Origin of the sequence: Catenulispora pinistramenti (assembly GCF_018274385.1) — a bacterium.
Classification (GTDB): Bacteria; Actinomycetota; Actinomycetes; order Streptomycetales; family Catenulisporaceae; genus Catenulispora; species Catenulispora pinistramenti.
The window spans coordinates 1-25903 of sequence record NZ_JAAFYZ010000037.1 but is presented as its reverse complement, the minus strand read 5'-3'; the positions used below and the strand labels follow the sequence as shown (position 1 = coordinate 25903).

Genomic DNA, 25903 nt, shown 5'->3' with positions numbered 1-25903 from the left:
ATTCAGACGATCGCGTCGAACTCCCCGGCCTTCACCCCGGCGACGAAGGCGACCCACTCGGCCTTGGTGAAGGACAGGATCGGGCCTTGCCGATCACGGCTGTTCCGGACGAGGATCTCGTCCGCGCGAATGCTGCTGGTCTCGACGCAGGCGCCGCTTCCCTGAGACGCGCTGGCCTTGATCCAGCGCGCCGTACTCTGATCGACCTCCATAGGAACTCCCTCCCGATTGTTGCGCCGTACCGGGAGTTCTTACTACCCGCTGGTACAAGGCCCGAATCGGCACAAGTCTCCTATTACCAAGACTTTGCCGAGGTAGAAGGCATGCGGGAGCAGCCGTCGAGTGATCGCGAAGACAAGCGAACGCCCCGTGCCTCGTGAGCGTGGAGCGTTCGTCAACACCCCGGCCAGGGTCCGGCCGAGGGTGGATGGGTGCTGGTGTGGCGTCGCCGATCAGGCCAGGTCGTCGAACTCGCCGCCCCTGGCGCCGTCCAGGAACGCGGCGATCTCCCTTCGGGTGAAGGTCAACACGGCCCCCTGGGGGTCTTTCGAGTCACGCATATAGACCGCACCAGTAGAGCCGGAAGCCAGCTCCACGCAGGCTCCGGTCCCACTGCTAGCGGCGGCCTTGCGCCATTGCAGGCCGTCGATTTCGATCATGACATCGCTACCTTTCCTAAGCCCGCCGACCCCGTTGGCCGTGCGGAGGACCAGTGTTCGTAGTTGCCCCGGAGCAAGCGCATCAGAAACTTCCTGGTGCCCGCCGGGCTGAGCGCGATCTCTGACATGGCCTCGAACTTCCCGGCGATGGAGGCGATCTCGCTGTGGCTGCGCATGAAGAGCTCACGGAAGACGCCCTCGATGTAGCAGGCGCTGCTTGACTTGGGGCCCGAATCAAGGTTGAGCAGATAGATCGTGGAACCTTCCATCCCCTGATAGAACCCGGCCGTGTAAGGCACGATCTGCAAGGTGACGTGCTCGAGGAAGGTCGCCCGGATGAGTCGGTCAATCTGCTCCTCGCGCATGGCACGCGTTCGTGGGTCGACCCCCGCCGGGCGCCAGATCACGTTCTCATCGATGATGAAGTGAGCCTGCAACAAGTTCTCTTCGCCCCAGATCCGCTTCTGCCGATCCATCCGCATTTGAACCCGTTGCTCCACGTCCTCGACATCTTCGACCTCGCCGTTGTGGGTGATCGTCTCCCGCGCGTAGAGCTCGGTCTGCAGCAGTCCGGGGACGAAGGAAGCCTCGAAGTTGCGCACACTCCGGGCCTGCGTTTCCAGTGCCAGGTACGTTGAGAACTTGGCCGCGATGGTGGGGCTCGTCGCGTTGTCGGCCGCCACCGCCTCCCGGCTCAGCCCCATCAGCTGATCCCGCCGCTGCGCCGGAACCCCGTACAGCTTGCACAGGTCCCGCACGTCCCGGGCCACGGCGCCGCGTTGCCCGTTCTCCATCCGGCTTATCTTCGCGTCGGAGCACTCCAACCACTTGGCCGCGTCGGCGATACTCTTGCCCGCGGCGAGCCGGAGAGTGCGCAACTCGTTGCCGAGTTCCCACCGTAGGACGTTGATTCCGGTCACCGGCTGGGTCCGCTGGTTGGCTCGCACGTCGGCCTCCTTGCCGTCGGGCATGTTCCGTATGCAAGTTCTGTGGGCACATTCATCAGGCAACCACCGTGTGGTAGATGCCTGTTGCAGGTTCACCTAGAAAGTGCGCCTGGCAATTGACAGCCCTGTCGAACGAGGAGCATCGTACAACTAAGACAGGGGTACGCGACAGGGCTCTGCTAAGAAGCCACCCGCCTGGAGCAATGAGAAAGCCGGGTCGACGTAGTGCGGCGCCGACCCGGCGAGAGAGGCCCCCAGCCGATATCACTCGAGAGAACGGGAGGAACCTCGTGGAGATTTCTACCCCCACGCCCCGTGACCAATCACCGTCCGCCGGCCTGGAGGAATGCCCGCGGTGTGTGCGGGGCCGGATCGGGAAGGCCCGGTTGACCTGCACCTTGTGCTTCGGTGCTGCGATGGTGCAGCCCTGGGTCGCCGACCAGGAGCGGACGCAGCAGGCCAGTTGGGCCGCGTACCTGGCCGGCCGAAGGGACGCGGTGCCCGACGGCGCCGATCCGGAACTGGGCCGGTGCGCCCGGTGCTGGCCGTCCCGATGCCCGCAGTGCCCGTGGATGCCGCCGGCGGACTCCGCCGACGGCGAGCTCGGGCTCGCGGCCTGAAGCGGTGGGAGGTGAGGACCCCTTTGGAAGTACTGATCATCTTCGGTGGCGTTTTCTCGGCGTACCTCATAGGACGCCTTCTCCAGTACCTCTCCGACGCCAAGCACGTACTCGGCAGAGGCATCGACCGTGATGGGAAGCGGTAGAGACCGCATCCCGGCTATCCGCGTCTAGACAACTGAACAGCTAGTCACCAATACAGTAAGACAGCAAGACAGCAAGACCACTACCCAGCAGAACCGCTGGACGGCAGAAACGGCGCGCCTCCCGAACGGATCGGGGGCGCGCCGCGTGGCGTCTACGGCGAGCAGCCGGGGCTCAGCCGGCCGCCTGGATCTTCGCAGTGTTCTGCACCACGTTCACCTGGATGTTGTGCGTCGAGTTCTGATCCTCGTGCACCGGTCCGGTCAGATCCTGCGTGATGTCCCCGCTCGCCCCGGTGCAGTGCCCCGCGGGGACACACGAGATCCGATACCCGCCGGCCGGCACGGTCAAGGTCACCTCGGCCGGCTGCCCGGCCGTCACCCGGATGTTCTGGATGTTGGCGATGTCCCCGGCCACCCCCAGGTCTATCTTGTCCCCGATCGGTGCGAAGACCTCCAGGTTGGCCGCGCTCACATCCGTGGCCTCCACCTGCCCGTTGGCCGTCACGCTCACGTCGGAGGTGGTGGCCAGGTGGTTCATCGTGACGTTGCCCCGCCCGGTGAACAGCCGCACCGCCGCGGACAGGCCGGTGGCGCTGATGTCCGCCTGGTCGCTGGAGTGGTCCATGATCGCGTCCACCGACATGGAGCGCGGGACCTGGATGTCGTACTTGGAGGAGCACTCGTTGTTCGGGCAGTGCACGCTCACGATCAGCCAGCCGCCGCTGCTGATGATCTGCCGCTCCACCGGCTCCAGCAACGTGCCCTTGTCCACCGCCTTGACGGTGACCTGCTCGGAGTCCGTGCCGGTGATGTTGATCGAGCCGTTGCCGTCCACGGCGACCAGCAGCTGCTGCACGTTCGAGTACGAATACGTGTGCCGGCTGGTCCGCGGGTAGTGGTTGATCAGCACGTCGCCGATCGCCGCCAGCCCGGCCAGCACCAGGACGGTGAACGCCAGTGTGCGGGTGAACCGCCACACCCGGCCGCCCCGCTGCCGCCACCGCGAGGGCGGGTCCGGCGGCGACACCGGCCGGCTGCGGGTCGGCAACGGCGTGGTCGGCTCGTTCTCCGAGCCGGAGCGGCTGACGCCACCGGTGTCGTAGTCATAGTCGTCGTCGGCCGGGTCGGGCAGCGCCGGAGTCGGATATCGGGAGCCCTCGTCCCGCGTCCGGGCCAGGTCGTCCAGGTAGTCGTCCCCTGGCTCGTCGAAAGACACTGAAGCCCCACCTCCGCGGTATCCCATACCCTGCGGAGGCGAGGCTAGCAGCGTCGAACTGTTGATCGTCTACAGGTCGCGGTTCTTTGTCACGCCTTTACCGGCTGATCATCGCCTGCGCCGACGGCTCAGGCGTTCGCCGGGGCCGGCGCGGGCTTGACCGAAGTCAGCAGCAGCTGCGCGACGTCCACGACCTCCATCGACTCCGGCACCTCGCCGGCCTGCTTGCGAGCGGTGATCGAGTCGCCGAGCATCACCAGGCAGTACGGGCAGGCCGTGGAGATCACGTCGGGGTTGGTGGACAGCGCCTCGTCCACGCGCTCGACGTTGATCCGCTTGCCGAGCCGCTCCTCCATCCACATGCGCGCGCCGCCGGCGCCGCAGCAGAAGCCCTTCTCCTTGCAGCGGTGCATCTCGGTGTTCTTCAGGCCGGGCACCTTGGCGATGATCTCGCGCGGCGGGGTGTAGACCTTGTTGTGGCGGCCCAGGTAGCAGGGGTCGTGGTAGGTGATGTTCTGGTCGATCGGGGTGACCGGGGTCAGTTTGCCCTCGGAGACCAGGGTGTCCAGCAGCTGGGTGTGGTGGATGACCTCGTACTCGCCGCCGAGCTGCGGGTACTCGTTGGCCAGCGAGTTGAAGCAGTGCGGGCAGGTCGCCACGATCTTGCGCTTCTCCCGCGGGGTGTCCTCGCCGAAGACCTCGTTCAGCATCTCGACGTTGCCCTGGCCGAGCATCTGGAACAGGAACTCGTTGCCCAGGCGGCGGGCCGGGTCGCCGGTGCAGGACTCCATGCCGCCCAGGACCGCGAACTTCACCCCGGCGATGTGCAGCAGCTCGGCGAACGCCTTGGTGGTCTTCTTCGCCCGGTCCTCCAGCGAGCCGGCGCAGCCGACCCAGTAGAGGTATTCGACCTCGGAGATGTCCTCCAGCGTCTCGCCGAAGACCGGCACCTCGAAGTCCAGCTCGGCGATCCACTCGGTGCGCTTCTTGGGCTGCATGCCCCAGGGGTTCTGCGCCTTCTCCAGGTTCTTCAGCATGGTCCCGGCCTCGGACGGGAACGAGGACTCGATCATCACCTGGTAGCGGCGCATGTCGACGATGTGGTCGACGTGCTCGATGTCCACCGGGCACTGCTCGACACAGGCGCCGCAGGTGGTGCAGGACCACAGGATGTCCGGGTCGATGACGCCGTTCTCCTCGGCGGTGCCGATCAGCGGCCGCTCGGCCTCGGCGCGGACCAGGTCCGGCAGAGAGAGCCACTTCTCCTCGGCCAGCTTCTCGTTGCCTTCGAGGTCCTTGCCGCCGTCGGCGAACAAGTACGGCGCCTTGGCTGCCGCGTGGTCGCGCAGGCCCAGCATGAGCAGCTTCGGCGACAGCGGCTTGTCGGTGTTCCAGGCCGGGCACTGGTCCTGGCAGCGGCCGCACTCGGTGCAGGTCGAGAAGTCCAGCAGGCCCTTCCAGGTGAAGTCCTCGACCGCGCCGACGCCGAACTTCGCGTCCTCGGCCGGGTCCTCGAAGTCGATCGGCACGCCGCCGGAGACCATCGGGCTCAGCGCGCCCAGCGCGGTGCCGCCGTCGTCCTTCTTCTTGAACCAGATGTTGGGGAAGGCCAGGAACCGGTGCCAGGCCACGCTCATCGTGGAGTTCAGGCCGATGGTGATGGCCCAGATCATCGAGATGACGATCTTGATCATCGCGACCGTGTAGATGCCGTTCTCCAGCGCACCGCGCGACATGCCGTCGAAGGCGTGGATCAGCGGGTAGCTGACCGGGTAGTGCGCGCTGTAGGAGAGGTGGCGGCCCAGTGCGCCCTCGAAGCCGCGCAGCAGCATGATGCACACGCCGATGAGCAGGATGACCCACTCGACGAAGTAGCCCTGCCACATCGTGGAGCCGAAGAAGCGCGAGCGCTTGCCCTTCTCCTTCGAACCGGCGCCCGCCGGGCGGTTGCGCAGCCGGACCCCGATCAGCCCGATGATCGCCAGGATCATCACGAAGCTGACCACTTCGGTGACGAACTCGAACGGCCACCAGCGGCCGATCAGCGGGATCGCGAAGTCGGCCGAGAACAGCTGGCCGTAGGCGGTCACTAGAGTGAAGAACAGCAGACCGAAGCCCACCATGACCACCCAGTGCATGGCCCCGATCCAGCGCTTGCCCTTGCGGGCCAGCCGGGTGTGGATCGCGAACTCCCGGAAGAGGGTCTTGGTGCGTTCCAGCGGCTGGCCGCTGCGCGCGCCGGGCGCGGTCGACTGCCCGAGCTTCACGAACTGGTAGATGTAAACAGCGGTCCGGCCCAGCAGACCGAAGCCGATGACTGAGATCACCAGCGAGACGACGATGGCTGCGAGCTGCATAGCCTCGGTCTCCTCCTACACGTGCGTATCGACGGACACATCCCGATCACCGTCCGTACGGAGGGTACGGTAGTCGAGGCCCCAGATTATCCTACTGACGAGTAACTTCTGGCGCGCCACAAGTGATGTTGGCAGTCGCGCAGGGAGGAGGGAAGGCTGTGACGGCTCCTGACGCTGTGACTCCTACTACATCGCCTATAGCGCGGCCGACCTCCTCGCTCCCACCTGCGGACGAGCTGCTGGCGCTGTTGGACGGCCGACGACTGTCGCCGGCGCAGCGGCGGATAGCGCATTACCTTCTGGAGAACCTTCCAGAGGTCGCATTCCTGTCCAGCATGGAGCTCGCGGAGCGGGTCGGGGTGAGCCAGCCGTCGGTGACCAGGTTCGCCGCCGCGTTGGGCTTCTCGGGTTACCCGGAGCTGCGGACCGCGCTGCGGCCGATAGCACTCCGGGCCCCCGAACAGGGGTTCCGCGGAGAGCAGCTGGCAGGGAACGAACTGCACTCCGCGCTGGCGAGTGACCAGGCGAACCTGGAGGCGTTGCACAAGTACGCCGCCGACCCGGCCCGGTTGGCCCGACTCGGCAGTGACCTCGCCGGCTCGGAGCCGCTGTCGGTCATCGGGCTGCGGATGTCCGGCCCGATCGCCTCGTACTTCGCCTACGGAGCCGCCCGCATCCACCCCGACGTACGGGCCATCGACACTCCGGGATCGCCGGCCCATGAGGCGCTGCTTCAGGCGAAGGCGGCTGGCGGTACCTGGCTCGTCGCCTTCGTACTGCCGCGCTATTCGGCGGAGTCTGTAGTCGTTCTGCAGAACGCCCGAGAACTCGGGCTTAAGACAGCTGTAGTGACCGACGTGCCGCTGGTGCCATTCGCCCATTTGGCGGACGTGCTGCTGCCGGTCGGCGTCGGATCGCGGTCCGTCTTCGACTCGCACGCGGCGCCGATGGCGTTCGCAGCCCTGCTGCTCCAGGCGCTGGCCGACGCCGCGCCGGAGCGGACGCAGGAACGCCTGGAGGCGTACGAAGCACTGGCGGAGACCCGCGGCTTCTACGTCAAGTAAGCGACGTAGGCCAACAAAACCACCCATCGCGCGGACGTTCGCACGATCAGATGGTCAAGAACCCTTGACCAACGGTCAAGACTCCTTGACCATAGGACCCGTGACCGCTTCCGAAGATCCCGACAGCATCCACATCCAGAGCGACGAACAACTGCGCGCCATCGCCAGCCACACCCGGCACCGCATCCTGCGCCTGCTCCGGGACAGCCCGGCGACCATCACGCAGATCGCCGAGCGGCTCGGCATCGCCAAGGGCAGCTCCAACCACCACGTGAAGGTACTGGCGAAGGCCGGGCTGGTCGCGGTCGTCCAGACGCGCAAGGTCGGCGGCGTCACCGAGCAGTACTACGCGATGACCGGACGGCGGATCGAGCTGCCGGATCCCGGGCCCGGACAGCCCGAGACGCTGATGCGGCACGCGCTGGCCGACGTCGAGGCCGCGCCGCCGAGCGACCAGAAGCGGATGTTCCTGAAGCACGCCCGGCTCAGCCCGGCGGCTTGGGAGGAGTTCAACAACCGGATCACGGCTCTGGTCGAGGAACTGCACGAGGCCTCGGACCCCTCGCAGCCGGCGGCCGACCTGTTTCTCGCTTTCTACCGACCGAAGGACGTCTGATGGCCTCGAAGCTCCCCGCACAGTTCCACCGGATATGGACCGCCTCGGCGGTCTCGTCGATCGGCGACGGCATCTACTTCGCGGCGCTGCCGCTCCTCGCCCTGACCATGACGCACAACACGGTGCTGCTCGGCACCCTGGAAGCCTGCGCGATGCTGCCCTGGCTGTGTTTCGGGATGCTCGGCGGCGCGCTGGTGGACCGCTTGGACCGGCGGCGCACCATGGTGGCCGCGGACCTGTGCCGGTTCTTGTTGCTGGCCCTGGTGACGGCGCTCGTGACGGCCGGCGCCGCGGACCTCTACCTGCTCTTCGCAGCCGCCTTCCTGCTGGGGATCGGGCAGGTGTTCTTCGACACGGCCTCGACCGCCCTGCTGCCGGAACTGCTGGACCGCGACCTGGACACGTTGCAGCGGGCGAACGCCCGGTTGCAGGGCACGCAGCAGGCGTTCGGCGGCTTCGTCGGGCCGCCGACCGGGTCGCTGCTGTTCGGGCTGGGGCGGGCGGTGCCGATCCTCGGGGACGCGCTGTCGTTCCTTGTCAGTTCCCTGACGATCTGGACGCTGCCCAAGTCGGCGCCGAAGCCGCCGCAGCCGCGCGGCTCGCTGCTGCGCGAGGCGCGCGAGGGTGCGGCGTACCTGTTCGGCAATCGGCTGCTGGTGGGGCTGGCCCTGCGGCCCGCCTTGGGGAACTTCGCCTTCATGGGCGCCAACGCGGTCCTGGTGCTGTTCGTGAAGCAGACGCTGCACCTGGGCTCCTCCGCCTACGGCGTGTACCTGACGGCCGGCGCGGTCGGCGCGCTGGGCGGGTCGTTCGTGGCGGCGTGGCTGGCGGCCCGGATCGGCACCGGCGGGACGCTGACGCTGACCGCCATGGTGGAGGGCGTGGCCCTGTTGGGGATCGGGCTGTCGCCGAACGCGTGGATCGCCGGCATCGGTGAGATCGCCCTCGGCATGGGCATCGGCACCACGATGGGCGTGGGTCCGGCGGTACGGCAGGCGATCGTGCCGGACCACCTGATGGGCCGGGTCGCCGCGACCGGACGGTTGATCGCGCTGTGCGCGGGGCCGGCGGGCGCCGTGTTCGGCGGGTGGCTGGCGCACGTCGCCGGACTGCGCGCGCCGTTCATCGTGGGGGCCGGGATCCTGATGTCGATGACGGTGGTCGCGGCCCGGCTGACGAGCAACAAGCGGATCGAGGCCGCGCTGGCCGAGGCCGCGGAACGGCGGGAACGGGAGGCTGCGGACGCTCCGGCGGATGGCGACCATGCGGCCGACGCTCCAGCGGTCAGCAACCAGGCGGCCGACGTACTCGCAATGGCCTGACACCACTCTTCTCAGACGTCGTACCAGCGCGCGGTCTGCCGCGCGATCCCGGCGCACGCGGCGGCCAGCGGTATCTCGAACACCACCGCCAGCACCAGCGCCTGGGCCAGGTCCCCGCCGCTGCTGGACAGCATCACGTCGAACCAGGCGTCCATGCCGAACAGCGTCGCGGCCACGGTGGCGGCGGTGCGGGCCCGGTGGTCGTGCCGCACCAGCAGGATGCCGAGGGTGCCCAAGGCCAGCGCCTCCATGGTGTCCAGCCCGATCCACACGGTCGACCAGTGGCTCACCACCGCCCGGCCGTGCAGGGTGCTGGCCAGGAACACCATCCAGCCGACCAGCACGATCGCCGAGCCGACAAAGGCGATCGCCATCTTGTGCCGGGCCGCCTGGGACGCCATCAGGGTCCTGGCCCACACCGAAAATCTCAGCCGCATGAGTCCATGATCGGGTGACCTGGGTACACCCTGCCATGACGGTCGCCCCCGAGCCCTGGTAGTGCCAGCCCTACCCCACATCGGGCGAGCAACCCACGCCCGTGGTCACACGTCGTAACAGGCATCACTGTCGAACGGGGAATTCGATGATGGAGACACCACGGTTCCGCACCACCGCCCTCGCAGCCGGCTGCGCGATCGCGCTGAGCGCGCTGCTCGGCGCGTGCTCAAGCGCGGTCTCTGCCGGGTCGCCAATCGCCAAGAGCCCGACCATCGGCACCAGCACCACGAGCACGAGCACGAGCATCACCGGCACGAACACCGGCTCGACAGCGACCAGCGCCTCCGGCTCCACCGCCTCATCGCCGAGCGCCACACGCGCGCCGGTATCCACCCCGACCGCGGCGAGCCCGCCGAACAGCGCGCCCGCCCCCGTCACCGCCGAGTTCCTGCGGCAGAGCAGCCTTCCCGACTGGCCGGTCTACCAATGGACGGCACCGCAGCTCTGGGAACTCAACGTCGAGCACCCGCTGCCGACCGTCTGCGGCAACGCATTGGGGACGCAGCTGACCCACGGAGTCTGGGAAGGCGTCTACCACTCAGCGAACAGCCAGACCATGGCGACCGAGGACATCTACACCTTCGACTCGGCGAGCGACGCGGCGAAGCAGATGACGCTGTCCACCCCGAAGTGCGACCGCGTCACGGTGCAGACGACGACCAGTTTCGCCTGGCAGGCCCCCGAAGCACAGGGCAACGTCACCCACACCCTGTTCGTCCTCCAGGGCGCCAAGATCGCGGCGCTCACACTCCGCATGAGCAGCGACCACGACTACAACCCCGCGCTCGACGCCTCGCTCCTGGAGGCGATGGCGCAGCGCCTCTCCGGCAGCTGAAACAGCACCGGCAAGAGCGCGAAGGCAGCGCTTGAGAACCTGCAGACGCAGCACCGGCGAGAAAAGCGGCGCGCGCCAGCGGGGCTGGAACCCACGGGCGCGCGCCGGTCTAGGTGAGGCGGGAAGAGCCTCAGTTCAGCGGCCCCACGGCCGTCTCGACGGCCGCGACCACCGCGCCGGACTTCACCGCGTCCTCGGCGGCGCGCAGCTCCGGCGACAGGAAGCGGTCCGGTCCGGGGCCGCCGACTCCGGCGTCCCGCAGAGCCCGCACAGCCGCCGCGGTACCGGCGGCCGGCTTCAGCGGCGCGCGCAGCTCCAACGCCCGCGCGGCGGCGACGAGTTCGACGGACAGGATCCGGCGCAGGTTGTCGACCGCGGTGCGCAGCTTGCGCGCGGCCGACCAGCCCATGGAGACGTGGTCCTCCTGCATCGCCGAGGACGGGATCGAGTCCACCGACGCCGGGACCGCGAGCCGCTTGTTCTCGCTGACCAGGGCGGCCTGCGTGTACTGCGCGATCATCAGGCCGCTGTCGACGCCCGGGTCGTCGGCCAGGAACGGCGGCAGGCCGTGCGAACGCGCCACGTCGAGCATCCGGTCGGTGCGGCGTTCGGCGATGGAACCGAGGTCGGCGGCGGCGATGGCGAGGAAGTCCAGCACCAGGGCGACGGGGGCGCCGTGGAAGTTGCCGTTGGACTCCACGCGGCCGTCGGCCAGCAGCACCACCGGGTTGTCGATGATCGAGGCGAGTTCGCGTTCGGCCACGGTCGCGGCGTGCGCCATGGTGTCGCGGGTGGCCCCGGCGACCTGCGGGGCGCAGCGCAGCGAGTAGGCGTCCTGGACCCGGGTGCACTCGTTGGGCTCGCGGTGCGATTCCATGATCGGCGAGCCGTCCAGCACCTTCAGCAGGTTCGCGGCCGAGGCGGCCTGGCCGGGATGCGGCCGGATGGCGTGCAGTTCGGCGCGGAACACCTTGTCGGTGCCCAGCAGCGCCTCGACCGACATCGCCGCCGAGATGTCGGCGGTCTTCACCAGTTCGGTCAGGTCGCCCAGGGCCAGGATCAGCATGCCGAGCATGCCGTCGGTGCCGTTGATCAGCGCCAGGCCCTCCTTGGGGGCCAGCTCCACCGGTTCGATGCCGTGCTCGGCGAGCACCGGGCCGGCCGGGACCGCCGAAACCCCGTCCGCACCGACGACCTCGCCCTCTCCCATCAGCACCAGCGCCACGTGGGACAACGGGGCCAGGTCGCCGGAACAGCCCAGCGAGCCGAACTCCCGCACGGCCGGCGTGATCCCGGAGTTCAGCAGCGCGGCCATGGTCTCGGCGACCACCGGGCGCACGCCGGTGTGGCCGGTGGCCAGCGTCTTGAGCCGCATCAGGGTCAGCGCGCGGATCACCTCGGGCTCGACCAGCGGGCCCATTCCGGCGGCGTGCGAACGGATCAGGGAGCGCTGCAACTGCGCGCGCATCTCCGGATCGATGTGCCGGGTGGCCAGCGCGCCGAAGCCGGTCGAGATGCCGTAGGCCGGGGTCGGGGCCGCGGCCAGCCGCTCCACCACGGCACGGCCCTCGGCCAGCGCCTTCAGCGCGGTCGCGGACAACTCGACGCGGGCACCGCCCCGGGCCACGGCGACGACGTCACCGAAAGTGAGATCCGCCTCACCGAGCACCACTGTCTGGCTCATTGCCGCCCTGCTCCCTTGTCGGGTACCGACTCCGTCTGAATGAATGAGATCATACGGTCGATCGCCCGCATGAATGAGAGGGGTCCAGGAATGACCGCGACCAGTGGTCCGCGCCCGGTGCGCGCCGCCCGTGGCACGAGCATCACCGCGCAGGGCTGGCAGCAGGAAGCCGCTATGCGGATGTTGATGAACAACCTCGACCCGGAAGTCGCCGAGCACCCCGACGAACTGGTCGTCTACGGCGGCACCGGCAAGGCCGCGCGCAACTGGGCGTCGTTCGACGCGATGGTGCGCACGCTGCAGACGCTGAAGAACGACGAGACGATGCTGGTGCAGTCCGGCAAGCCGGTCGGCGTCATGCAGACCCACGAGTGGGCCCCGCGCGTCCTGCTGGCGAACTCCAACCTGGTCGGCGACTGGGCGAACTGGGAGGAGTTCCGGCGGCTGGAGGCCCTGGGCCTGACCATGTACGGGCAGATGACCGCCGGTTCCTGGATCTACATCGGCACGCAGGGCATCCTTCAGGGCACGTACGAGACGTTCGCCGCTGTCGCAGCCAAGCTGAGTCATAAGGGCTCCGCTATCGCGACCGCAGTCAACGACACCTTGGCCGGGACCATCACCCTGACCGCCGGTCTGGGCGGCATGGGCGGCGCGCAGCCGCTGGCCGTCACGATGAACGGCGGCGTGGCGGTCTGTATCGACTGTGACGAGCGCTCCATCGACCGCCGGGTCGAGCACGGCTACCTGGACGTGAAGGCGAACTCGCTGGACCACGCGCTCCAGCTGGCGACCGAGGCCCGGGACAAGCGCGAGCCGCTGTCGATCGGCGTGCTGGGCAACGCCGCCGAACTGGTCCCGCAGCTGCTGGCGATGGACGCGCCGATCGACATCGTCACCGACCAGACCTCGGCCCACGACCCGCTGGCGTATCTGCCGCTCGGCGTGGACTTCCACGACATGAAGCAGTTCGCCAAGGACAAGCCGGCCGAGTTCACGCAGCGGGCCCGCGAATCGATGGCCAAGCACGTCGAGGCGATGGTCGGCTTCCAGGACAAGGGCGCCGAGGTCTTCGACTACGGCAACTCGATCCGCGGCGAGGCGCAACTGGCCGGCTACACCCGGGCCTTCGACTTCCCCGGCTTCGTCCCGGCCTACATCCGTCCGCTGTTCTGCGAGGGCAAGGGCCCGTTCCGCTGGGCGGCGCTGTCCGGCGAGGCTTCGGACATCGCGAAGACGGACAAGGCGATCCTGGACCTGTTCCCGGAGAACGAGTCGCTGGCCCGGTGGATCAAGATGGCCGGCGAGCGGGTTCACTTCCAGGGCCTGCCCGCGCGCATCTGCTGGCTCGGCTACGGCGAACGGGACAAGGCCGGGGCGCGGTTCAACGACATGGTCGCCTCCGGGGAGCTCGCCGCGCCGATCGTGATCGGCCGCGACCACCTGGACGCCGGCTCGGTGGCCTCGCCCTACCGGGAGACCGAGGCGATGGCCGACGGCTCCGACGCGATCGCGGACTGGCCGCTGCTGAACGCGATGGTGAACGTGGCCTCCGGCGCCTCGTGGGTGTCGATCCACCACGGCGGCGGCGTCGGCATGGGCCGCTCGATCCACGCCGGGCAGGTGACCGTCGCCGACGGGACCAAGCTGGCCGGGGAGAAGGTGCGCCGGGTGCTGACCAACGACCCGGCCATGGGGGTGATCCGGCACGTGGACGCCGGATACGACCGGGCCGACGAGGTCGCCGACGAGCGCGGCGTGCGGGTGCCGATGCGTGAGGGTGACGCGTAACAGTGTCTGTGCAAAACGTTATCCACAGGGCTGTGGATGAAGCGGAGGCGAGCCGCTACACCGAGATGTGGCGCTCGCTTCTGCCCTACGGCCTGGACTCCGACACCGGCGGCTACCGCCGATTCGCTTGGAACACCGCGGATCTGGCCTGCCGTGACTGGTTCCGCTCCGAGGCCGCCGCGCGCGGCCTGGAGGTGGAGACCGACCGCAACGGCAACCTGTGGGCCTGGTGGGGGCCCAAGGGTCCCGGCGCCATCGTCACCGGATCGCATCTGGACTCGGTGCCGGACGGCGGCGCGTTCGACGGTCCGCTCGGCGTGGTGTCCTCGTTCGCGGCGGTCGACGTGTTGCGGGCCCGCGGCTTCAGCCCGGCCAAGCCCTTCGCAGTGGCCTGTTTCTCCGATGAGGAAGGCGCGCGGTTCGGCATCGCCTGCGCCGGATCGCGGCTGATGACCGGCGCGCTGGACGCCGACAAGGCGCGCGGGCTGCGCGATCTGGACGGCGTCCCGATGGCCGCGGCGATGGAGCAGGCCGGACAGGACCCTGAGACACTGGGCCGCGACGACGAGCGGCTGGAAGGCATCGCCGCCTACGTCGAGCTGCACGTCGAGCAGGGCAAAGCGCTGGCCTTCACCGAATCGCCGGTCGCGGTCGCCTCGGCGATCTGGCCGCACAGCCGCTGGCGCTTGGACTTCACCGGCGAGGCCAACCACGCCGGCACCACGCGGCTGGAGGACCGGCACGACCCGATGCTCACCTACGCGAACACCGTGCTGGCCGCGCGCAAGAAGGCCAAGCTCGGCGGTGCGGTGGCGACCTTCGGCCGGCTGGTGGTCGAGCCCAACGGCACCAACGCGATCCCCTCGCGGGTGCGGGCCTGGCTGGATGTCCGCGCCCCGGGCGAGGAGATCCTGGCCGCGGTGACCGAGGAAATCATCAAGGCGGCCGACGAACGGGCCGGCCGCGACGGCACCGTATTGAGCACGGAACGGGAGTCGCACACCACGATCGTGGAATTCGACCACGTTTTGCGGAACCGACTGGCGGGCAGTCTTCGTCAAACCTTCGGCGCCGTTCCCGTGCTGCCGACCGGAGCCGGGCACGACGCCGGAATCCTGGCTGCGGCCGTACCGACCGCGATGCTGTACGTCCGCAACCCCACCGGCGTGTCCCACGCGCCCGGCGAGCACGCGGACGACCGCGACTGCCTCGCCGGGGTGACCGCACTCGCCGACGTGTTGCAGGAGCTGTGCCAGTGACTTTCCCGGAGAACCCGCCGACCCCGAAACAGTTCTGGTGTGAGCTGGCCTGGATCGGCGGCGAGATCAAGACCAAGGTCCTCATCGAGGTGGCGGCGGGGCGGATCTCGTCGGTCACCTGTGGCGTGAAGCCACGGCCCCAGGACGCCGAGAAGCTGTCCGGACTGACCATCCCGGGCCTGGCGAACGTCCACTCCCACGCCTTCCACCGAGCCCTGCGCGGCCGCACCCAGGTCGAGTCCGGCACGTTCTGGACCTGGCGCGAGCGCATGTACGCCGCGGCCGCGCACCTGGACCCGGACTCCTACCGGGAACTGGCCACCGCGGTCTTCGCCGAGATGGCCCTGGCCGGGGTCACCGCGGTCGGCGAGTTCCACTACCTGCACCACTCGCCCAAGGGCGGCCTGTATCAGGACCCGAACGCCATGGGCCACGCCCTGGCCCAGGCCGCCCAGGCGGCCGGGATCCGCATCACGCTGCTGGACACGTGCTACCTGGCCGGCGGCTTCGACACCGAGCTGAACGACGTCCAGCGCCGCTTCTCCGACGGCGACGCCGCCCGCTGGGCCGACCGCGTCGAGGCGCTGCGCAAGGCGTATGCGGGCTCTGACACAGTGCGCGTCGGCGCCGCGGTGCACAGCGTCCGCGCCGTCCCGGTGGACCAGCTGCCCCCGGTGGTGGCCTTCGCGGCGGAGAACGAGATGCCGTTGCACGTCCACCTGTCCGAACAGCGCGCGGAGAACGATGCCTGCCTGGCCCGCCACCACAAGACCCCCACGGAACTGCTGCACACGGTCGGCGCGCTCGGCCCCCGCACCACGGCGGTCCACGCCACGCACCTGTCGCAGATGGACATCGATCTGCTCGGCACCTCCGCCACGGCGGTCTGCATGTGCCCCACCACCGAACGCGACCTCGCCGACGGCATCGGCCCGGCCCACGCGGCGCACCTGGCCGGCTCCCCGGTCAACCTCGGCTCGGACTCCCACGCGGTGATCGACCTCTTCGAAGAGGCGCGCGCCGTGGAACTGGACGAGCGCCTGCGCACCGAACGCCGCGGCCACTGGCTCGCCGCCGAACTCCTCCAGGCGGCGACCGAATCCGGCCACGCCTCCCTCGGCTGGCCGTCCGCGGGCCGCCTGGAAGCCGGCGCGCTGGCGGACTTCACAACGATCGCCCTGGACACCGTCCGCCTGGCCGGGGTGCAACCCGCCCACGCCGCCGAATCGGTGATCTTCTCCGCCACCGCGGCCGACGTCCGGCATGTCGTGGTGGCGGGGCGCTTCACGGTGCGCGATCATCAGCACGCGCTGGTGTCGGACGTGCCGGGGCGGCTGGCCGGGTCGATCGGGGCGATCTTCAAGTAGCGGTGGCGCCGGGGCGCATTGTGTTATGGGAGATTCGCCCCACTTGTCAGTATCGCCGAGCCCACCGACAGGCCTTTCGGGCTCGGCGGCTAGCAGGCCTTCCGGGCTCGGCGCGGCAGGCCCTTCGGCTCGGCGCGGCAGGCCTTCCGGGCTCGGCGGCGCACTTGTCAGCGCGATCGGCGACACTAGCAACTGGGGCGAATCGCCCATAACACAATGGAGCAGCGTGACCACCACCCTCCTGACCGGCATCGCCGAGCTCACCACCCACGCCGAAGCCGACGCCCCCGGCCCCCTCGCCGACGCCGCCCTCGTCATCGCCGACGGCCGCGTCGCCTGGACCGGGCCCGCGGCCCAGGCCCCGGATGCCGACGAGCGCGTCGACCTCGGCGGGCGGGCGGTGATCCCCGGCTTCGTCGACAGCCACGCGCATCTGGTCTTCGCCGGCGACCGCGCGCAGGAGTTCGCCGCGCGCATGACCGGCACGCCCTACAGCGCCGGCGGCATCCGGACCACGGTCGCGGCCACCCGGGCCGCGTCCGACGACGCGCTGCGCGCCAACCTCAGGCGGCTCACCGAGGAGATGCTGCGGCAGGGCACCACGACCGTCGAGTGCAAGTCCGGCTACGGCCTCACCGTCGAGCACGAGGCCCGGGCCCTGCGGCTGGCGCGCGAGCAGGTCGAGGCCGTCACCTACCTCGGCGCGCACGTCGTGCCCGCCGAGTACCAGGACCGCCCCGCCGAGTACGTCGACCTCGTCAAGGGCCCGATGCTCGACGCCTGCGCGCCCTACGCCGACTTCGCCGACGTCTTCTGCGAACGCGGCGCCTTCGACGCGGAGCAGACCCGCGAGATCCTGACCGCCGCCCGCGCCAAGGGCCTTGACCTGCGCCTGCACGCCAACCAGCTCGGCAACGGGCCCGGGGTGCAGCTCGCCGTCGAGTTCGGCGCGGCCTCGGCCGACCACTGTACGTTCCTGGACGAGAAGGACATCGAGGCACTGGCCGGATCGCAGACTGTCGCGACGCTCCTGCCCGGCGTCGAGTTCTCGACGCGCTCGCCCTACCCCGACGCCCGCCGGCTCCTGGACGCCGGTGCGACCGTCGCGATCGCCACCGACTGCAACCCGGGGTCCTGCTACACGAACTCGATGCCGTTCTGCATCGCGGTCGCGGTGCGGGACATGCACATGTCCCCGGCCGAAGCGCTGTGGGCCGCGACCGTCGGCGGGGCCGAGGCCCTGCGCCGGGACGACGTCGGCCACCTCGGCGTCGGGGCCCGCGCCGACCTGGCCGTGCTGGACGCCCCGAGCTTCATCCACCTCGCGTACCGGCCGGGCGTCCCGCTCGTCCACAGGGTGTGGAAGAACGGGACGCCCGCCGGGTGAAGCACTGATTCAGGTTACTGATCCAGTTGGTTCGATCCAGGTCACGCGGAACAGATCACGGGTTGTACTGGCCGCTGTGCGCCGCGTCCGTGATCTGCCCGTACACGTGGTCGGTGATCGCCTTCGGCCCGCCGAACACGTCGACGAACGCGACCCCGGGCTGCTTGCCCATCGCGTCGAAGTACCCGCCGATCGGGTCCGGCAGCGTGTTCGGGTCGGTCAGCAGCAGCGGCTGCTGCACGTTGGCCACGTACGCGGCCCCGGTCAGGGCGTCGGCGAAGGTGCTGCCGCTGGCCACCCCGACCAGGTAGGTCAGCGAGAACTCGCCGAACACCTTGGCAGAGGTCTGATACCGGTCGGCACCGGACAGCTCACTGTGGCACTGGCCGGCGGCCAGTGCGCTGAGCGCGTGCACCGCCGCGCCGCCGACGGCGGTCACCGCGTCGCAGTTCTTGGTGCCCAGCTTGCTCTTGACGTAGGCCGAGGTGGTCGGGTCGAAGAACGACGAGCCGTTGGTCAAGATGATCGCGGCCGGCTGCGGGGCCTGGCCGGCGACCTCGGTGGCCCGGGGGCCGGCGGCCAGCGGACCGGCCGACAGCGCGTCGGGGAAGTCGGCACCGGTGGCCACCACCACGTTCGACGGGTCGCCCAGGCCGAACTTCGCGACCTGCAGCGCGGTGTCGAACCGGGTCTGGCCGGCGAAGCGCTGGACCTTGTAGCCCTCGTTGATCAGCTCCTGGTCCACCGACGGCGCCACCGCCGAGTAGCCGCCGAGGATGAAGACGGTGCGGCCCTTGGGCACCACCCGGTTGATCTCGTCGTTGGCCGGGCCGTACAGCCCGGCGTTCGGCGGAGTCAGCAGCAACGGGCCGCGCTTGTAGGAGGCCAGCGGCACGCCGGCCAGCGCGTCCGGGAACGTGCCGGAGGTGGCGATGACCGCGGTCTGCGCCTGGCCCCAGCTGCTCTTCGGGTCCGCCGTGAGCCACTGCTTCTTCGAGATCTGCACCGCGGTGTCCAGCCGGTCGGTACCGGCGATCCGGTTGACCTGCGCCTGCCCCGCGGCGCCGCCGATCAACAGGTGACCGCTCTCGACGGCCGGGGAGTAGCCCGGCCACTGGAGCGTCAGGGTCACGCGATAGTCGCCGGGGTTCTGGTAGGTGTGCACGACGTCGACGTCGGTGGACAGCGAGGCCTGCTGGCCGTCACCGAAGTCCAGCGTGGCGGTGCAGCCGTTCCCCGGGTCGACGGTGTTCCCGGCGACCCGGATGGTGATCGGCGCGGGCGCCACCGCACCGGGCGGGTTGAAGCTGATCGGGCCCTGCTTCTCCAACCCCGAGGCACAGGTCCCGGAGTCGGTCGCGGCGTGCGCCGGCGCGACGGCCAGCGCCGAGGCGCCCGCGCCCGAGACCAGCGCGACGGCGGTGAGCAGGCTGGATGTTCTGCGTTTCATTGGCGAAGAGCCCCCAGCAGACGAGATGGGACGGAGGGTGTCGTCGCCGAGCTTCGCGTATTCCGCGTCCGTCATCAAAGGTCAGACGGCGTATAGACAGTCGCTAAAACGCTGTGGGTAAATGTGCCGTCGCTATTGCCGAGCGGGTATTTTGTGGCGAGGGGGAACAGCACGTGGGGCCAGGTTAGCGGGGGAGGACGGATGAAGACCATCATCAACCGGGATTTCACCCGGTTATGGTACGGACAAGCGGTCTCGAAGGTCGGCGACTACGTCTTCAATACGACGCTGATGCTGTGGATCGCCACGAAACTGGGCTACCACAAGAGCTGGGCCGCGGGCGCGGTGTCCGGTGTGTTGCTCTCGCCATCCTGGTCGGCGGGCTCGCCACAAAGGAGTACCGAAGCTCGCAGAGGCCTGACAACTCTTACTACCCTTAGCTAGCAACGCCACCGCCACGGGGGGACCATGAAGACCATCATCAACCGGGACTTCACCCGGCTCTGGTACGGGCAGGTCGTGTCGAAGGTCGGCGACTACGTCTTCAACACGACGCTGATCCTGTGGATCGCCACGAAGCTCGGCAACGGCAAGAGCTGGGCCCCGATGGCGGTGTCCGGGGTCCTGCTCGCGGGGTTGGTGGCGGCGTTCGCCATCGCGCCGGCGGCCGGGGTGTTCGCCGACCGGTGGAACCGTAAGCGCACGATGCTGCGGATGGACGCCGTGCGGGCCGTGCTGGTCGGCGGGCTCGCCGCGGTCGCCTTCGTACCGACCGACAAGCTGCCGGTCGGGGCGTGGCTCACGGTCATCTACGTCGTCGTCTTCGCCGTCAACGCGGCGGGGATGTTCTTCGGACCCTCGCGCATGGCGGTCGTGCCCGACGTGGTCGACGGGCCCGACGAGATCGCGAAGGCGGCCGGCATCACCCAGTCCACCGACGCGCTGGCCGGGATGCTCGGTCCGCCACTGGCCGCGCCGCTGTTGTTCGCCGCCGGCGTGCAGTGGGCGGTCATCATCAATGCCCTGTCTTATGTGGTGTCCTTCCTGGCGATCCGGTCGGTGCCGATCCCGGACAACACCGCGAGTGCCACCGAGCGGAACCAGTCGGGGTTCTGGGCCGACTTCAAGATCGGGATCGCGTTCTTCGCCAAGACCCGGGTGCTGGTGGTCCTGATCGTCGCGGCGTGCATCGCCAACTTCGGCGCCCAGGCCATGAACACCCTCGACGTCTTCTTCGCGACCCGGAACCTGCACGCCGCGCCGAGCCTCTACGGCCTGCTGGGCATGGCCTTCGGCGCCGGGGCCATCATCGGCGCCCTGCTGTCCGTCCGCGTGGTCCGGCGGATCGGGCTGGTCAACGCGATCTGGCTGCCCGTCGTGCTGGCGGGCCTGATCATCATGGGCTACGCCCGGCAGACCTCGATCTGGGCGGCGATCCCGCTCATCTTCGTCTACGCGCTGCCGATCTCCGTGGTCAACGCCGTGCTGGAGCCGCTGGTCATCCAGGTGACGCCACGCAAGATGCTGGGCCGGGTGATCTCCGTCTTCATGCCGATCATCAGCATCACCCAGCTCGGCTCGACGATGCTGATCGGCTGGATGTTCAGCACGGTCATGCTGCACTTCCACGCGAACGCCGGCGGACTGCACATGGGACCGATCGACACCATCTTCACGGCCACCGGCCTGCTGTTCCTCGCCGCCGCGGCCTACGCCTTCATGCTGCTGCCACGCAAGGGGATCGCCGCCGCCGAACCGGACGGCGAACCAGAAGACGAACCGAACCGCGAATCGGACACCGAATCGGAAGACGAACCGGAAACCGCACGCACCTGAGAACCGCTGCGCGATCCGATGCAACCTCCTGGCCCCGGGCGCACTCTGAAGCGGCTGTCATGAACGACAGCACACCACGGAGGGCGGGGATCCGGTGAAAAGGCGGCGACCAGCTGAGTCCAAGTCAGCTGGCCGCCGCCATTGGCATTCTGTCAGCCGGGGCCTTCGGAAATCCCCCGGCCTTTCATCGGTCCCGCCATCAGTCCCGTCATCGGCTCCGCGAGCAAGGTCCCTCAGGCCGTGACCGGCTCCAGCTTCTCGCGGCCGCCGAAGTACGGCCGCAGCGCCGCCGGCAGCGTCACCGAACCGTCGGCGTTCTGGTGGTTCTCCAGGATCGCGACGATCACCCGCGGCATCGCGCACAGCGTGCCGTTCAGCGTGGCCAGCGGCTTCACGCCGTCCTCGCCGCGCACCCGGATCTGCAGGCGCCGGGCCTGGAACTCGGTGCAGTTCGAGGTCGAGGTGACCTCGCGGTACTTGCCCTGGGTCGGGATCCAGGCCTCGCAGTCGTACTTGCGCGCCGCCGAGCTGCCCAGGTCGCCGGCCGCCACGTCGATCACGTGGAACGGAAGCTCAAGCGCCGTGAGGAACTCCTTCTCCCACTCCAGCAGCCGCAGGTGTTCGGCCTCGGCCTCCTCCGGCAGGACGTAGGAGAACATCTCGACCTTCTCGAACTGGTGCACCCGGATGATGCCGCGGGTGTCCTTGCCGTAACTGCCGGCCTCGCGGCGGTAGCAGGACGAGTAGCCGGCGTAGCGCAGCGGCAGCTTGGCGGCGTCCAGGATCTCGTTCATGTGGTACGCCGCCAGCGGCACCTCGGAGGTGCCGACCAGGTACATGTCATCCTCGGGGAGCCGGTAGACGTTCTCCGCGGCCTGCCCCAGGAAGCCGGTGCCCTCCATGGCCTCCGGCTTCACCAGCGACGGGGTGATCATCGGGATGAAGCCGTACTTGGTGGCCTGGGCCATCGCCAGGTTCAGCAGCGCGATCTCCAGCAGGGCGCCGGCGCCGGTCAGGTAGTACTGCCGCGCGCCGCCGACCTTCGCGCCGCGCTCCAGGTCGATGGCGCCGAGCAGCCGGCCGAGCTCGACGTGGTCGCGCGGTTCGAAGCCCTCGGCTGCGAAGTCGCGCGGGGTGCCGATGGTCTCGCGCAGGACGAAGTCGTCCTCGCCGCCCTCGGGGACGCCGTCGATGACGACGTTGGAGATGGCCAGCTGGAGCTGCTTGAGAACGGTGTCGGCCTCGTGCTGTTCGGCCTCGGCCGCCTTCACCTCCTCGGCCAGCTTCTTGGCCTGCTCCAGGAGCGCTGCCTTCTCCTCGCCGGCGGCCTTGGGGATCTGCTTGCCGAGCAGCTTCTGCTCGTTGCGCAGGGTGTCGAAGCGGGAGACGGCCGCGCGGCGCGCCTCATCCGCAGAGAGCAGCGCGTCGACGAGGGTCGGATCTTCACCTCGGGCGCGCTGCGAGGCGCGGACACGCTCCGGGTCTGTGCGGAGGAAACGCAGGTCAATCATGGACCAAGGCTAGCCGGTCCGACCGGCCCGGCCGTAATGCTTTGATGGATGTCCCAAGCCGGACCGAAGGAGTACTACCGATGTTGGCCACGACTGAAGTGAACGCCCTGCCCGAGGGCGGCCTGCTGCTCGACGTCCGGGAGGACGACGAGTGGGCGGCCGGGCACGCGCCGACCGCGAAGCACATCCCGATGTCGGAGTTCGCGGCGCGTAAGGAGGAGCTGGGCACGCCCGAGGGCCCGGTCTACGTGATCTGCCGTGCCGGGAGCCGTTCGGCCCAGGTCGCGCAGTACCTGATCCAGAACGGCGTCGAGGCGGTCAACGTCACCGGCGGCATGCAGGCCTGGGCCGCGGCCGGCAAGTCGGTGGTCACGGACTCCGGCGCTGCGGGGACCGTGATCTGAGCGCGAGCATCACGTCCCGGTACTGGCGGGCCCGGTGCAGTTGGGACCGGAGGTCCTCGCCGGTGACCCGGTGCCTGATATCGGCCGGGATCTCGGCCACCCGGTAGCCGGCCTGGAGCAGGTCGACGGTGAGCCCCGCCTCGACGCCGAAGCGGGGCGCGTAGTCGACCGCCCGGGCCGCCGCCACCGTCAGGCAGCGCTGCCCGGACAGCGGGGCCTGGGCCTCGAAGCCGGTCAGTCTGCTGATTCCCTCGCGGGCCAGCCCCACCACGAAGCCGCGGCCGCCGGCCCCGGGCTGCGCCGGGGGGATCGCGACCGCCATGTCACAGGAGCCGGAGCGGACCGCTTCCAGCAGCGGCGCGGCGTTGGCGGCGGTGCCTTCGAGGTCGGCGTCCAGGAACAGGACATAGCGGGCCTGTTCGGGAAGTGCCTTGACCCCGGCGGCCATCGCCGCGCCCTTGCCGAGGTTGTGGCGCGTGGTGAGGACCCGGGCCCCCGCCCGGCGAGCCCGGCGGGTCGTGGCGTCCCGGGAGCCGTCGTCCATGACCAGGACGGTGCCCAGCTCGGCGGCGGCGCGCACAGTTGCGGCGATCCGTTCCTCCTCGTTCCATGCCGGGATGATGACGAAGACGTCACTCGATGTGACCTCCGTGACAGGTTCCGCCTCCATGCCCCGAGCCTAGAGGTAGCGTGACGGACGATGGACCGCAGCCGACACAGCGACGACAAGATCCTCGACGCCGCCCAGAGCGCGGTGCTGGACCTGGGACTGCGCAACACCACGCTGGCCGAGGTGGCGCGCCGGGCGGGCGTGTCCCGGATGACCTTGTACCGGCGCTATCCCGACATCGACGCACTGCTGACCGAAGTGCTCGGGCGGCAGCTGATCCGGGTGGTGCGGCGCAACGCGGGCCTGCGGGAGGAGGCCGGCGGCGGCCGCAGCGCGCGCCAGCTGCTGGTCTCCGGGACGGTCGAGGTGGTGCGGGCGTTCCACGGCGACCTGCTGATGCACAAGATCCTGGAGTCCGACGCGGAGTTCCTGCTGCCGTATCTCACTCGCGAGTTCGGCCCGCTGCAGCACTACGCACTGGACCTGCTGTCGGTACGGCTGGAACAGGGGCACGAGGACGGGTCGATCCGGGCGGGTTCGGTGGCGTTGCAGGCGCGGACGGTGCTGCTGACGGCCCAGTCGTTCGTGGTGTCGGCGCGGGCGGCCGGTCAGGTGCCGATGGACCGATTGCTGGAGGAGCTGACCGAGATGCTGGACGCATATCTGCGGCCCGGGGAAGACCGTCCCGAGGCGTCCGACCCCGAGCACAGTGTGTAATAGTCGCTGCCGCGCTGGTAACTAGACGCCCGGGCGCTGGCGACGGGGGATACACCAGCGACCGGGCTGGAAGCACAGTACCCAGGCCGATCGTTCGACGCAAAACAAGAATGTTCGAGACGCGAATCGGCGGCGGGCGAAATGCCGGATCCGCCGTCGATCGTGCGATTTCATGTCCGGCATGGCACTTACACGCACCGTCCCGCCGCGCGCCGTGGCCCTGGTCTCGGCCGCCGCCGCGGGTGGGACGGCACTGGTCGGCACGGGTCTGCCGGTCACCGCCGCGGCCACCCCCAACGGCACCGCCGCCGCCAACGCCGCCACCACTCACGCGGCCGCGAGCACGTTGATCACCCTGACCGTGACCGGGGTCCCGACCCTGTCGCTCAACGCCTTCGAGGGTTCCTACGCGACCAGCACCATGGCCCAGAACGGCGGCGACAGCTCCGCCGACGGCTCGCAGGACCCCACCGGGGTGCTCGACCGGGTCACCCTGGACCAGCCGGCGCAGTCCAAGACGCACTCGGATCCGGCGAAGAACTGGGCGGACGCGCAGCCGGCGGTGGAGTACTCGCTGCACGGGAAGAAGCTCTACTCGATCTCTTCAGTGGACTCGCATGCCGAGTGCGTTCCGGCTTCTACAGGGGCCACTACTTATGTGCACACCGCCCCCGACTCTGTGACGGTGCTAGGGACGAATCTGACCACGGGTAAGACCACGCTTCCGGTGACCGGGGCTCAGCTCGGGGTCACGGGGGTGGATCACGGCAGTCTCGAGGTCACGTACTCGACAACGGCTGCGCAGGAACAGCAGACATCTGCGACATCCGCGCATGCGCATTTGGACTTGAGTATTAGCGGGGTCTTCTACGACAAGGCTGGGAAGCAGCTCTATAGCGGACTGGTGCAGAAGCTGCGGCTGGGCGATGTGCAGGTCGCGTGTCAGAGCTCGGGGACGGCGTCGCCGAGTCCTACTCCGAGCCCCACCGGGACGCAGCCCACGCCGGGCAGTCCTATTACGGTTGCCGGGAATCCTCCGGTGGCTCCGGGCCCGGGTGTGGGTCCGGAAGGGCCGGCGGTGGTGGAGGGCGAAGACGGCGGTCCCGATTCCGCCACGTATGTTCCCGCTGCACATCAAGGTCGGCACTCCGCTCATAAGCGGAGCCGGAGCAAGTCCGAACCGGGAGCCGGTGGCCCCGCAGAGGGCCCGACGTTGCCCGCCGCGAACGTCAGCAAGGCGGTGGCGCCGGACAACGGGGACGGTTCGATCTGGTGGGCACTGCTGTCAGTGCTCGGACTCGGTGGGGGAACGGGTTTGTATTTCGCTACGCGGCGGGGTCGGGGGCGGCATCAGTAGTACCTGGCGGGTACGGCCTCGGTGTTGTCGGCCGGTTTGGGGCGTGCGGGTTCGGATCTTCTTTGAGAGCTGGAGTTTGCGGACCGGGTTGCGGTTAGCCTGTGGGTTGAAAGGCGATTTTTAGGCGCTTCTGACCTATGTGTGGGTCACGGAGTGTGGCGGGAGTGGGGCACGCCGTCTCTGGCCTAGGGTTTTGGACTGTCTAGGTTCAAAACAGCAGGTTCGGAGAACGGCGTGCGAAACAAGAGCA

The 25903-nt window shown here is 69.1% G+C and carries 24 protein-coding genes; 14 read left to right on the top strand and 10 right to left on the bottom strand.

The genetic code is table 11. The features are described from left to right. Positions 1-2 precede the first annotated feature (2 nt). The 3 genes from KGQ19_RS13600 to KGQ19_RS13590 all read right to left on the bottom strand — a co-directional run bounded on the left by KGQ19_RS13600 (position 3) and on the right by KGQ19_RS13590 (position 1630). Complete coding sequence (locus KGQ19_RS13600; RefSeq protein ID WP_212009480.1) at positions 3-212, bottom strand: DUF397 domain-containing protein; 210 nt, start codon at positions 210-212, stop codon at positions 3-5. Between the two features lie 240 nt (positions 213-452). After that, positions 453-659, bottom strand: coding sequence for a DUF397 domain-containing protein (locus KGQ19_RS13595; RefSeq protein ID WP_212009479.1), 207 nt, complete (start codon positions 657-659; stop codon positions 453-455). After that, positions 656-1630: a helix-turn-helix domain-containing protein gene (locus KGQ19_RS13590; protein WP_212009478.1), complete on the bottom strand. Its 975-nt coding sequence runs from the start codon at positions 1628-1630 to the stop codon at positions 656-658. Before KGQ19_RS13590 ends, KGQ19_RS13595 begins: the two co-directional genes overlap by 4 nt. 392 nt (positions 1631-2022) lie before the next feature. Here KGQ19_RS13590 and KGQ19_RS13585 point away from each other — a divergent pair, with 392 nt between their 5' ends. Beyond that, positions 2023-2226 carry a hypothetical protein gene (locus KGQ19_RS13585; RefSeq protein ID WP_212009477.1) on the top strand — a complete coding sequence of 68 codons (204 nt, stop codon included), beginning with the start codon at positions 2023-2025 and terminating at the stop codon, positions 2224-2226. A gap of 318 nt (positions 2227-2544) precedes the next feature. Here KGQ19_RS13585 and KGQ19_RS13580 read toward each other — a convergent pair whose 3' ends face one another. Together KGQ19_RS13580 and KGQ19_RS13575 are read right to left on the bottom strand one after the other, a co-directional pair. Next, entirely contained in the window at positions 2545-3588 is a 1044-nt protein-coding gene (locus KGQ19_RS13580) for a hypothetical protein (RefSeq protein WP_212009476.1), read from the bottom strand. Between the two features lie 128 nt (positions 3589-3716). Next, positions 3717-5945: a (Fe-S)-binding protein gene (locus tag KGQ19_RS13575; protein ID WP_212009475.1), complete on the bottom strand. Its 2229-nt coding sequence runs from the start codon at positions 5943-5945 to the stop codon at positions 3717-3719. Between the two features lie 125 nt (positions 5946-6070). Here KGQ19_RS13575 and KGQ19_RS13570 point away from each other — a divergent pair, with 125 nt between their 5' ends. The 3 genes from KGQ19_RS13570 (at position 6071) to KGQ19_RS13560 (ending at position 8947) form a co-directional block, all read left to right on the top strand. Next, positions 6071-7009, top strand: coding sequence for a MurR/RpiR family transcriptional regulator (locus tag KGQ19_RS13570; protein WP_230418607.1), 939 nt, complete (start codon positions 6071-6073; stop codon positions 7007-7009). 100 nt (positions 7010-7109) lie between these two features. Continuing rightward, on the top strand, positions 7110-7625 hold the full coding sequence (locus KGQ19_RS13565) for an ArsR/SmtB family transcription factor (protein ID WP_212009474.1): 516 nt from the start codon (positions 7110-7112) through the stop codon (positions 7623-7625). Further along, entirely contained in the window at positions 7625-8947 is a 1323-nt protein-coding gene (locus tag KGQ19_RS13560; protein WP_212009473.1) for an MFS transporter, read from the top strand. Before KGQ19_RS13565 ends, KGQ19_RS13560 begins: the two co-directional genes overlap by 1 nt. Before the next feature lie 11 nt (positions 8948-8958). On the opposite strand, the gene KGQ19_RS13555 is transcribed toward KGQ19_RS13560, so the two are convergent. After that, on the bottom strand, positions 8959-9384 hold the full coding sequence (locus KGQ19_RS13555; RefSeq protein ID WP_212009472.1) for a hypothetical protein: 426 nt from the start codon (positions 9382-9384) through the stop codon (positions 8959-8961). Between the two features lie 146 nt (positions 9385-9530). On the opposite strand from KGQ19_RS13555, the gene KGQ19_RS13550 reads away from it, so the two are divergent. Continuing rightward, positions 9531-10280, top strand: a complete 750-nt coding sequence (locus KGQ19_RS13550; protein ID WP_212009471.1) for a hypothetical protein — start codon at positions 9531-9533, stop codon at positions 10278-10280. Between the two features lie 130 nt (positions 10281-10410). On the opposite strand, the gene hutH is transcribed toward KGQ19_RS13550, so the two are convergent. After that, the gene (gene hutH, locus KGQ19_RS13545) at positions 10411-11964 is read right to left on the bottom strand and encodes a histidine ammonia-lyase (RefSeq protein ID WP_212009470.1); all 1554 of its coding nucleotides are present in this window, start codon (positions 11962-11964) and stop codon (positions 10411-10413) included. Between the two features lie 90 nt (positions 11965-12054). Here hutH and hutU point away from each other — a divergent pair, with 90 nt between their 5' ends. The 4 genes from hutU to hutI all read left to right on the top strand — a co-directional run bounded on the left by hutU (position 12055) and on the right by hutI (position 17768). Continuing rightward, positions 12055-13755 carry a urocanate hydratase gene (gene hutU / locus KGQ19_RS13540; protein WP_212009469.1) on the top strand — a complete coding sequence of 567 codons (1701 nt, stop codon included), beginning with the start codon at positions 12055-12057 and terminating at the stop codon, positions 13753-13755. 65 nt (positions 13756-13820) lie between these two features. Continuing rightward, on the top strand, positions 13821-15014 hold the full coding sequence (locus KGQ19_RS13535; RefSeq protein ID WP_230418605.1) for an allantoate amidohydrolase: 1194 nt from the start codon (positions 13821-13823) through the stop codon (positions 15012-15014). Continuing rightward, complete coding sequence (locus KGQ19_RS13530; RefSeq protein ID WP_413562772.1) at positions 15005-16381, top strand: formimidoylglutamate deiminase; 1377 nt, start codon at positions 15005-15007, stop codon at positions 16379-16381. The genes KGQ19_RS13535 and KGQ19_RS13530 overlap by 10 nt, the downstream gene beginning before the upstream one ends. Before the next feature lie 226 nt (positions 16382-16607). Then, the gene (hutI, locus tag KGQ19_RS13525) at positions 16608-17768 is read left to right on the top strand and encodes an imidazolonepropionase (RefSeq protein ID WP_212009467.1); all 1161 of its coding nucleotides are present in this window, start codon (positions 16608-16610) and stop codon (positions 17766-17768) included. 55 nt (positions 17769-17823) lie between these two features. Here hutI and KGQ19_RS13520 read toward each other — a convergent pair whose 3' ends face one another. Then, the gene (locus tag KGQ19_RS13520; RefSeq protein WP_212009466.1) at positions 17824-19218 is read right to left on the bottom strand and encodes a cell wall-binding repeat-containing protein; all 1395 of its coding nucleotides are present in this window, start codon (positions 19216-19218) and stop codon (positions 17824-17826) included. A gap of 201 nt (positions 19219-19419) precedes the next feature. Between KGQ19_RS13520 and KGQ19_RS13515 the strand changes: the two genes are divergently transcribed. Further along, complete coding sequence (locus KGQ19_RS13515; RefSeq protein WP_212009465.1) at positions 19420-19662, top strand: hypothetical protein; 243 nt, start codon at positions 19420-19422, stop codon at positions 19660-19662. A 24-nt stretch (positions 19663-19686) separates the two neighbouring features. Continuing rightward, on the top strand, positions 19687-21054 hold the full coding sequence (locus tag KGQ19_RS13510; protein WP_212009464.1) for an MFS transporter: 1368 nt from the start codon (positions 19687-19689) through the stop codon (positions 21052-21054). Positions 21055-21287: 233 nt separating this feature from the next. Here KGQ19_RS13510 and serS read toward each other — a convergent pair whose 3' ends face one another. Further along, positions 21288-22565: a serine--tRNA ligase gene (serS, locus tag KGQ19_RS13505; RefSeq protein WP_212009463.1), complete on the bottom strand. Its 1278-nt coding sequence runs from the start codon at positions 22563-22565 to the stop codon at positions 21288-21290. 83 nt (positions 22566-22648) lie between these two features. Here serS and KGQ19_RS13500 point away from each other — a divergent pair, with 83 nt between their 5' ends. Then, the gene (locus tag KGQ19_RS13500) at positions 22649-22969 is read left to right on the top strand and encodes a rhodanese-like domain-containing protein (protein ID WP_368862096.1); all 321 of its coding nucleotides are present in this window, start codon (positions 22649-22651) and stop codon (positions 22967-22969) included. Here KGQ19_RS13500 and KGQ19_RS13495 read toward each other — a convergent pair. After that, positions 22935-23639, bottom strand: a complete 705-nt coding sequence (locus tag KGQ19_RS13495; protein WP_212009461.1) for a glycosyltransferase family 2 protein — start codon at positions 23637-23639, stop codon at positions 22935-22937. The two genes, KGQ19_RS13500 and KGQ19_RS13495, sit on opposite strands and share 35 nt — an antisense overlap. 30 nt (positions 23640-23669) lie before the next feature. On the opposite strand from KGQ19_RS13495, the gene KGQ19_RS13490 reads away from it, so the two are divergent. Continuing rightward, on the top strand, positions 23670-24296 hold the full coding sequence (locus KGQ19_RS13490; protein ID WP_212009460.1) for a TetR/AcrR family transcriptional regulator: 627 nt from the start codon (positions 23670-23672) through the stop codon (positions 24294-24296). 181 nt (positions 24297-24477) lie between these two features. Then, positions 24478-25653: a hypothetical protein gene (locus tag KGQ19_RS13485; RefSeq protein ID WP_212009459.1), complete on the top strand. Its 1176-nt coding sequence runs from the start codon at positions 24478-24480 to the stop codon at positions 25651-25653. Positions 25654-25903 lie beyond the last annotated feature (250 nt).